Origin of the sequence: Acinetobacter portensis, from assembly GCF_009372215.1 — a bacterium.
In the GTDB taxonomy this organism is placed as follows: domain Bacteria; phylum Pseudomonadota; class Gammaproteobacteria; order Pseudomonadales; family Moraxellaceae; genus Acinetobacter; species Acinetobacter portensis.
In genome coordinates this window covers 56,590-64,830 of sequence record NZ_LWRV01000057.1, presented here as the reverse complement: position 1 = coordinate 64,830, position 8,241 = coordinate 56,590, and the positions used below count along the sequence as shown (strand labels likewise).

Sequence of the window (8,241 nt, the reverse complement as noted above, 5' to 3'; positions counted from 1 at the left end):
GTTGCTAAAGTAACTGCATAAGTATTAATTGTGTGAAAAAAGCGCCTCTTTGAGGCGCTTTTTTTATGCATTAAATATTCGCATTAAGTTTTAAAATCCATATAATCTGCTCATTATTTTAAATTATAGAAGAACGAATAATGTTTCGTTTGATGCAAGCGGCAGATATTGATGCGGTAACACAAATTGAAAAGCTTGTGCAAAGCCATCCATGGACTAAAACTCAATTTGAAGAGTCTGTAGACTCTTATCAAAGTACGGTTTATGAAGTAAATGGAAAAGTGGTCGGATTTTGTATTTTACAGCCAGTGTTAGATGAAGCAAATCTTCTGCTTATGGCGGTTCATCCAAATCAACAAGGAAAAGGGGTTGGTTATAAGCTTTTAGATGAATCTATCGCTTTGCTGAAAAATGATCCTGTTCAGATATTTTTAGAAGTAAGAGAAAGTAATTTAGCTGCAATTGGTTTATATGAAAAATCAGGTTTTCATCAAATAGACCTTAGAAGAAATTATTATCCAAATGTGGATGGTACAAAAGAGCATGCTGTAATTATGGTGAAATCATGCACAGATGATTTTTCTAAATTATTTAAATAAGCTTTTGTCAGTATTTATTTAATGATTGGGTGATTCCAACCTGTCGGTAGGGTTGTCATTAGTGAATTGCCCAATTGTTGAATTTCATCGCTTGTTAATGAGCGATTTAAACGTCTCCATTGACCATCTAATAATAAATCAAGTGGAATAAATTGAGATTTATAGTTCATTTTACTGGAATGTGGTACCCAATAGCCTAAATAAACGTACTGTAATCCTAAACTACGTGCATATTCGATTTGTTTTAAAATGGCAAAAGTACCTAAAGAGCGTTTACTTTCCTTTGGTTCAAAAAAGGTATAAACCGCAGATAAGCCATCATCAAGTTGGTCGCATGTAGAAACTGCAATAAGTTTTTGATTTAAACGAAATTCAATAAAAATACTGTCTGTGCAGCTAATGACTAAGAACTTTTCAAATTGCTCTTGAGTTGGCGGAAACATATCACCGTCGGCATGTCGCTCATTTATATATTTTTCATATAATTGAAAATGTTCATCGGTTGCATCATTGGTTGAAATAATGCGTATCTCAAGATCTTGATTTTTTTTCCATGCCTTTTTCTGAATGCTATTCATGGTAAATTCTTGAGCAGGTACGCGTGATGATATGCATTGACGACATAAGTTACATTCTGGTCGATAGGTGAAATCGCCACTACGTCTAAAGCCAACTCTAGATAATTCAGAAAGTGTGACCACATCGATACGATGTTCTGGGTCGAGGAAAACCATTCGTGCTGTTTTTTTTGTTAGATAGCTACAGTCATGTGGTGGCGTGATGTAATACTGTAATTCATTGAGTAGGGATTTTGGTTGGTATGAATTCATTGAAATATCCCTCTTATTTTCATTCAAATAAATAATTATTGGATGCTATTGTTTTACTTGAAAATACACTGTCTTTATATATTTTCCAATCCACTTGGGGGAGTTTTACAACATTTTTTAACGATTCTAAATATGCTTGTCTAGAAATTGTACTTGCACCTAAACTTAAAAGGTGCTCATTGACTAATTGGCAGTCAACCCAGGGTAGATTATTTTCTTTGGCTAAAAGCATTAGTGTATAAAATGCCATTTTTGAAACATCGGTTTCTGTACTAAACATTGATTCGCCAAAACAGCCTTGACCAATGCTTACACCATATAATCCACCGACAAGCTTTTCATTTCCCCAAACTTCAATGCTATAACCATATCCAGCATCAAAAAGTTGGCAATAACCTTGAATAATATCTTCACTAATCCAAGTTTCATTTGCGTAACTTCTGGGTAAGGAGCATGAGCGAATTACCTGTTCAAAAGCATGATTTATTGTGATTTTATAATCAAATTTTTTCATGTTTCGTATAAGTGATTTACTTGGATGATATTGTTTTGGATTGATAATACAGCGTGGCTCAGGACTCCACCAACAAATAGGTTCACCTTCGGAAAACCATGGGAAAATCCCATGTGTATAAGCTTCATATAGCGTAGAAGGAGATAAGTCTGCACCAATACAGATTAAGCCTTCACCATCCAAATCGACTTCAATGGGATTGGGGAATATATATTGTGAAGGTGGAAGCATAAGAAAATCATCTACAAAATCAGTTTTTATATTAGCTGATCTTGTGGGCGATGTTAATGATTAAGCAAAAAGCTTTAATTTCTGAGCAATTTTAAGTTTGTCTGAATCGATAAAAATTTGTGCTTTTTTCTCAATAATAATTAAACTTTTTTCTAGGTCGGAGGTCATTTCTCCATTTTCATCTAAAACGAATAAATTTAAATTTTGTATTTTCTTTAATGTGAATTGAGCAAATTCTAGAGCTGTTTTTAAATTTTCATAGAAATATGCTTTGTAAAATAGCTGACTAAAATGATCAATCGGGATACCAATACCTGAATAAGGATTCGCTAATACTTGGTAGTTTTGATGAAAGCTTGCCTGTTCAAGGATATATAGGTTGAGGTCTTGAGATTGTTTTAAAATTTGATCTGTTGGTTCATTAAAGCACGGCTGTACAATACCTAAGTGGCATAAGACGATCAGCGCATTAGAAATTTGGTTATAGTTCAGCTCTGGGGTGTTAGATTCAATTTGAGATACGGTGATTGGTGCATATTCATTATTTAAGAAACAATCGCTAATAGGTTTGTAAATGTCCTGAATTAAATTAAATTCACCCAAATAACCGTTAATTGTAAGAGGGATTTGGTTCGGAGAGGTGAGAAGAATGAAGGATAATTTTTTGAATTTTTCATTGATTTCTAGAGGGGGTAATGTATTTTTCCCTCGTATAAATAAATCCCGTCTAAATTGTGTATTAGCAAAATAATCACGGCATTGTTCTTTGAAAATCGGGTGTTCGATAGCGTTAATAAATTGCTGATGCTCTTCACTAAAATTAATGTTATCAAGATGTACATTTAAATCACTTGAGCTTGCATAAGATAACTTAATATCCTCCAAAGTTTTCATGACTTGTTGAAATGAAAAGCATTGCCAGTCTTGATTTAAGTACTCATGGATTAAGTAATTAGGATTCTGCTTTTTAAGATCTAAAACTTTTTGAAGTGCGTTGGGGTTTCTAATGGTAAAAGTGGGTTCTTGTTGAAGCAGAGCTTCACTAAAATCTAAAGAGTCCTTTACCTTTTGTAGTGGGTTGAGGCTTTTACTATTAAATTTAAAATGACTATGAAATAGTTCACGAATTGGCATATTTGCCGCCCAACCCGTTAGGCAGTTGTAACTAATATAAACAATACCATTTGGTTTTAAGTATTTACGGATAAATTTGAGAATAATTGCTTGGTTTTCGTGGCTAATCCAACTCCAAATACCATGTAAACTGATGCTATCAAACTGAGGTAAATCTTTTGCAAATAACTCTTCAAAGCTTGCATCAAAAAGATAATGTTCTGTTTTTGCTTTTGCCGCAAGAATATTGGCATGAGCAGCATGAGCAGGATTGAAGTCAGTACCATAAAAAGTCCCTAAATTTGATGCGGCATGAATATTTAAGCTTACACCTTGCCCGAAACCTAACTCACAGTGATTTTGTTCTTCAGTGTTATCTGGCGTGTCTATCCCGCTAAGTAATAGACAAAATTTTTGATAGTTAGGACTTAAATCCTTGTAATAACCATAAGTGTAGTTTACTTCTGTTTGGTAACCATCGGTCCAATTTGTTGTCATTAGAATCGCCAATATTATTTTATTTGTGGTAGTTATAATTGATTTTTAGTTAAAATAAAACCACCCGAAGGTGGTTAAATTTATAAGAAAAATGATTAATCACTTAATGCATCAAGGTATTTTTCCGCATCTAATGCAGCCATGCAACCCGAACCTGCAGATGTGATTGCTTGACGATAAATACTATCGGCAATATCACCTGCAGCGAATACACCAGTAACGGACGTTTGAGTTGCATTACCAGCAGTTCCACTTTGAACTTGAATGTAACCATCACGAAGTTGTAATTGACCATCAAACATTTCGCTGTTTGGTTTATGACCAATAGCAACAAACAAACCTGTTACATCAATATCTTGAGTCGATTCATCTTTTGTAGATTGAAGACGCACAGAAGTTACACCCGTGCTATCACCAATCACTTCATCTACTTGGTGATTCCAAATAATGCTGATTTTGCCTTCTTTTTCTTTCGCAAAAAGATGATCTTGAAGGATTTTTTCAGAACGCAAAGTATCACGACGGTGAACGAGAGTAACGTGTGATGCAATATTTGATAAATAAAGCGCTTCTTCAACAGCAGTATTACCACCACCGACAACCATTACTTTTTGGTTTTTATAGAAGAAACCATCACATGTTGCGCAAGCACTTACGCCTTGACCCATGAATTTTGCTTCAGATTCAAGACCTAAATATTGAGCTGTTGCACCTGTACAAATAATGAGTGCATCACAAGTGAATTCTTCCATATCTCCTTTTAGTACAAAAGGGCGTACGTTTAAATTTACTTCATTAATATGGTCATACACAATTTCAGTGCCGAAACGTTCAGCATGTGCTTGCATTTGCTCCATAAGGGCAGGCCCTGTTAAGCCTTCAACACCACCTGGCCAGTTATCAACTTCAGTTGTTGTTGTTAATTGACCACCAAGTTGTAAGCCTGCAATAAGCGTAGGCTTAAGGTTTGCACGAGCAGCATAAACTGCTGCGCTATAACCAGCAGGACCAGAGCCAAGAATAACCAAACGTGAGTGACGAGCGCTCATCTGTTGAATCCTTTTTTATTTAGAAATTTGTGAAATTATACGTGAAACTGTATAACAGTTGTGTGAGATTAAAGTCGATATTATTGATCATTTAAATCGATTTGAACTATATAGAATGATGTTAAACACTTACTCACATTATCTTGCATCTTTTTTTGGTGAACAGGTGCATAATATAAAGTTAATTATCTGTAGATCCGAATTGGGTTTGCGACAAAAATACGATGAATAATTGGTTACAGGATAGTATATGACAGCGGTGTCGGGTGCCTATGCACAGCGCTTTATAATCACATTATTTTTAATCTCATTTGGGATTTATCTGTTCCTTGCAACAGTAACATATACACCTTTTGATCCGGGCTGGATGCATGTTTCGAGTGATACGCAAACAGTTTCAAATGCAAGCGGTGTAGTGGGTGCTTGGTTTGCAGACTTATTGTTTGGCTTTTTAGGCTGGGCAAGTGTGTTAATACCTTTATATTTTTTCATTGAAGCAATTCAACTGTGGTGGCCTAGAAGTTTCTTGAATAAGCCATTTCGTTATGCTGCACAGTTTTTTATTTTGCTTTCAACATCGAGCATCTTATATTTATTCTGGAATGTTCCTGCTGATACTTTAGAAAATGCATCAGGCGGTATTATTGGTTATGAACTAGGGCAAAGCCTTTCTTCACTTTTAACGATTTACGGTGCAAGTGTTTTCTTAATTGTATTTTGGGTGGTGTTATTTACACTTGCATTCGGTATTCAATGGAATAAAACTTGGAGTACGATGAAGGCAACACCTGCTTATCTACAAGATTTGTTTTATAGAAACGTACCCGAAGCAGATTCCAGTTTTAGTCATGCGCCAATTCAAGCGGATAAAGTCGTAGCTAAAAGTTCACCGATTACAAATTCGGTTCAATCGGAACCATTGATAAATACAAAAACGGCTGTTGAGCAATCTCCTGTAGATGACCATATCGCAAATCGTTTGTTTGCAGATATGGTTGATCGTGAGGAGCGTGAATATCAAGTACAAAACGAAAAACAATCTAATATTCAATTCGATAAAGATGATGAATTAGAATTTGAGATTGAACTTGAAAAAGCACATCAACTCGAGCAAGAAAGCTCTAAAGTTGTTGAAACAGGTGAAGTTTGGCGCGCAATTCATGATGATTCTGAACAGAAGCATAAAAATGACATTAATGAATTGTTAAAAGCTTCGCAAGATAGCCGTCAGGCATATGATTCTTCTGTAAATGGGCAGGAACAAACATATTCACAGACATCGACCAAGCAAAATATCAATTGGGATGATGACGAGATCTTTGACGAGTTGTTGGCTGCGGTTCCAAATAATAAAACTGCAACAGATGTGCATACGCCATTTAATCATGTTGATCACTCGGCAGCAGAGCATTCAGTGGCAGATGGTGTAATCCATTCTATCGCTACAACAGTCGCACCAACTTTAGCAGCTCAAACAGCATCTACTGTTGCAATGACAGCTGCATCTACCAATATTGTACTGGATGATTTTGATCACTTAGATGATTTCTTGCTAGATGAAAGCAAAGAAGTTGAAACAACTGAAGTCAAATCTACCAGTAGCTATGCGCAGTCTAGTCCATTTGTAAAAGCCCAAATTCAGACAGATTTTCAACCCGTTGCACCTTTGGTGTCTGAAGATGAAAAGGAATTAGTGAGTAGCAATAAAGATGCGTTTCGTGAGGCTTGGCAGGGTACGACAGGTGGTGCGGTTGAAGATGAGCTAGATGTTAAAGAAGATGATTTTGATTTAGATGCGCCTTTAACAGATGCTTTTGGTCGACCTATGTCACGTGCAATGCAAGTTGCTGCGAAACGACGTGATCTTCCAACGCTTCCAGGCTTGGATATTTTAGATAAAGTTGATCCAAATAAGAAAGTGAACTTTACCGCGGAACAATTGGCGCGATTATCTGAATTATTAGAAATTAAACTTCAAGAGTTTAACGTTAAAGCTAAAGTGATAGAGGCTCAACCGGGACCTGTTGTTACGCGTTTTGAGTTAGATTTGGCACCAGGTGTAAAAGCATCCAAAGTGACCAATATTTCACGTGACTTAGCGCGTTCAATGTCGATGGCTTCCGTTCGTGTAGTCGAGGTTATTCCGGGTAAACCTTATATCGGAATTGAAGTGCCAAACAGTACACGTGAAATGGTGCGCTTAATTGAGCTACTTGAAACACCTGCTTATCGTGATCCAAATGCATTATTAAGTATGGCAATGGGTAAAGATATTTCGGGTAATCCTGTATTAGCCGATTTAGCCAAAGCCCCACATATGTTGGTTGCTGGTACGACGGGTTCGGGTAAATCGGTTGCTGTAAATGCGATGTTATTGTCGATGCTACTCAAATACACGCCTGAACAATTGCGTTTAATCATGATCGATCCAAAGCAATTGGAACTTGCAAACTACAATGATATTCCACACTTATTAACACCTGTTGTTACAGACATGAAAGATGCTGTAAATGCATTGAACTGGTGTGTGAATGAAATGGAACGTCGTTACAAATTAATGTCTTTGCTTAAAGTTCGTAAATTAACGGACTATAACCGTAAGGTTGAAGAAGCCATTGCTAATGGTGAAGACTTAATTGATCCAACATGGAAACCTGACGATACGGCAACGATAAATCGTGCACCACGTTTACAACCTATGCCATTAATTGTCATTGTTGCCGACGAATTTGCAGATATGATCATGCAAGTCGGTAAAAAAGCAGAAGAAATGATTACACGCTTAGCGCAAAAATCACGTGCTGCAGGTATTCACTTATTGCTTGCAACTCAACGTCCAACAGTAGATGTTGTAACAGGTCTTATTAAAGCGAATATTCCAACTCGCGCAGCTTTACGTGTAAATAGTAAGCTCGATTCGCGTACCATTTTAGATGCTGGTGGTGCAGAAGATTTACTGGGTCATGGTGATATGTTGTTCCTTGGGCCGGGTAAAATTGAACCTGAGCGTGTTCATGGCGCATTTATTTCAGATGATGAAGTTAACCGTATTTGTGATGCATGGCGTGAGCGTGGTGATCCAAATTATGTCGACGAAATTCTGACACCTTATGATGAAGACACATCATCTCGTGGTTATGAAGATGGTGAGGGTGGTTCTGATCGAGATGCGTTGTATGATCAGTGTGTTTCATTTGTACTAGAAACTCGTAAAGCATCTACATCATCGTTACAGCGTAAATTTAGCCTTGGTTATAATCGTGCAGCTCGTATTATCGACCAAATGGAAGAAAGCGGTATCGTAAGTGCAATGGGGCCAAATGGTAAGCGAGATATTTTGGTTTAATTCCATGATTGGGTTAAATCGTTTAATTTTAAATCCAATATGAACTAAAAGCAGTTTGTCA

6 protein-coding genes are annotated in these 8,241 nt (G+C 36.6%); 2 read left to right on the top strand and 4 right to left on the bottom strand.

The annotated features are described in order from the left end of the window. Positions 1-140: 140 nt before the first annotated feature. Positions 141-599 (top strand): ribosomal protein S18-alanine N-acetyltransferase, encoded by a 459-nt coding sequence (gene rimI, locus A6M14_RS06215; RefSeq protein ID WP_152874127.1) that lies wholly within the window; start codon positions 141-143, stop codon positions 597-599. A gap of 14 nt (positions 600-613) precedes the next feature. On the opposite strand, the gene A6M14_RS06210 is transcribed toward rimI, so the two are convergent. The 4 genes from A6M14_RS06210 to trxB all read right to left on the bottom strand — a co-directional run bounded on the left by A6M14_RS06210 (position 614) and on the right by trxB (position 4,834). Further along, entirely contained in the window at positions 614-1,429 is an 816-nt protein-coding gene (locus A6M14_RS06210) for an arginyltransferase (RefSeq protein ID WP_152874126.1), read from the bottom strand. 19 nt (positions 1,430-1,448) lie between these two features. Beyond that, complete coding sequence (gene aat, locus A6M14_RS06205; RefSeq protein ID WP_152874125.1) at positions 1,449-2,174, bottom strand: leucyl/phenylalanyl-tRNA--protein transferase; 726 nt, start codon at positions 2,172-2,174, stop codon at positions 1,449-1,451. Positions 2,175-2,234: 60 nt separating this feature from the next. Next, a complete protein-coding gene (locus A6M14_RS06200) occupies positions 2,235-3,785 on the bottom strand; it encodes a class I SAM-dependent methyltransferase (RefSeq protein WP_152874124.1) in 1,551 nt (516 codons plus the stop codon). A gap of 95 nt (positions 3,786-3,880) precedes the next feature. Further along, a complete protein-coding gene (gene trxB, locus A6M14_RS06195) occupies positions 3,881-4,834 on the bottom strand; it encodes a thioredoxin-disulfide reductase (protein WP_152874123.1) in 954 nt (317 codons plus the stop codon). A 250-nt stretch (positions 4,835-5,084) separates the two neighbouring features. On the opposite strand from trxB, the gene A6M14_RS06190 reads away from it, so the two are divergent. After that, entirely contained in the window at positions 5,085-8,180 is a 3,096-nt protein-coding gene (locus A6M14_RS06190; RefSeq protein WP_152874122.1) for a DNA translocase FtsK, read from the top strand. Positions 8,181-8,241: the final 61 nt, after the last annotated feature.

Coding starts and splice junctions, on each gene's coding strand:
- A6M14_RS06190 (WP_152874122.1), top strand. CDS start 5,085: ATGACAGCGGTGTCGGGTGCCTATGCACAGCGCTTTATAATCACATTA.
- aat (WP_152874125.1), bottom strand. CDS start 2,174: ATGCTTCCACCTTCACAATATATATTCCCCAATCCCATTGAAGTCGAT.
- A6M14_RS06200 (WP_152874124.1), bottom strand. CDS start 3,785: ATGACAACAAATTGGACCGATGGTTACCAAACAGAAGTAAACTACACT.
- rimI (WP_152874127.1), top strand. CDS start 141: ATGTTTCGTTTGATGCAAGCGGCAGATATTGATGCGGTAACACAAATT.
- trxB (WP_152874123.1), bottom strand. CDS start 4,834: ATGAGCGCTCGTCACTCACGTTTGGTTATTCTTGGCTCTGGTCCTGCT.
- A6M14_RS06210 (WP_152874126.1), bottom strand. CDS start 1,429: ATGAATTCATACCAACCAAAATCCCTACTCAATGAATTACAGTATTAC.